The organism is Streptomyces sp. NPDC044061 (genome assembly GCF_056434305.1).
Map to the genome: position 1 here is coordinate 1 of NZ_JBWKFL010000198.1, position 1,066 is coordinate 1,066.

Below are 1,066 nucleotides of genomic sequence, written 5' to 3' on the forward strand. Positions count from 1 at the left end.
CGCCGCCTGGCGGCGGGCTTTCGTCGCCGGGGACGCGTAGCCGCCGGTCAGGACCATCAGGTGGGCTTCATACGCCCATCCGCCCGGCGCGGAGCTGTCCCGGCGACGCACCAGGTCGATCTTGTGCCAGGTGTCGGGGTTGTTCAGGAAGTGCAGCAGGCGAGGCCGGCGGCCCGAACCCGACGGCAGGCGGACGGGCAGGACCAGATCACCACGGCGCGAAGCCGCACCACCGGCGAAGACGACGGTCAAAGGTCCGGTGTGATCCCACCAGGTCGCGGCCCGCGTCTTCGGGGTCTTCTTCGCCGTCCCTTCGCCCGTCTCGACGCGTCCCGAAGGGCGCGCGGACGCGGGAAGGTGCCGCGGCTGCTCGAGCAACGCGATCCCTGCAGGAAGCGCAGCGGCCTGTTCCGAGGTGGTGACCGCAGGGTCGAGATCCCGGTGCCGGTAGGCATCGAGGTGCCCGGCCAGGGTGCCGTGCAGCCGGAACGTCTCCCACTTGCGGGCAGTGGTGTGGGAGCGGGCGCGACCGGGAATGCGGGTGTAGTCCCACCACCGGCCGGTCTTCGGCCGGTGGTGCCTGCGGCCGGAAGAGTCCGGGAACAGGTGCCGACTCACCGAGGTTTCGAAGACCTCGTCCGCCTGGTGCATCACCAGCGCTTTGGTGACGTGATGGGCGAGATGCCGGGAGTTTTCCATGTGCCGGTAGGCGCGCCGTTCCATGCCCTCCCGGGACAGCCCCAGCTGAAGCCGCCACGCTTTCGCATCCACCTCACGGCGGACATCCCCAGCCCAGTACGCGTCGACCGCAGCCCGGGCATCACGCTGCAGGGCGCGTTTCACGGACCACATCGCCGAGAACAGGTTCTCGGTCCGGTGCCGGATGGCGGGGTCGTGGACATCGAGCGGGAGGCGGATCACCGCAAGCTCCGTGTCCGCGTCCCGCGACCAGCGCTTCTGAGGTTGTCTCATCAGGGTGAGGGTCGGGGGTTGATGATCAGGCCGGTCTCGGCGATGAAGCCGTCGAGGAGGCCGGGTCGGTACTGCATCCTCTTCAGTCGGGTCC

1 pseudogene is annotated in these 1,066 nt (G+C 69.5%); it reads right to left on the minus strand.

The features are described 5' to 3' along the window. Positions 1–972: pseudogene (locus AC07CM_RS51070) on the minus strand (transposase); the annotation flags it as partial. Positions 973–1,066: the final 94 nt, after the last annotated feature.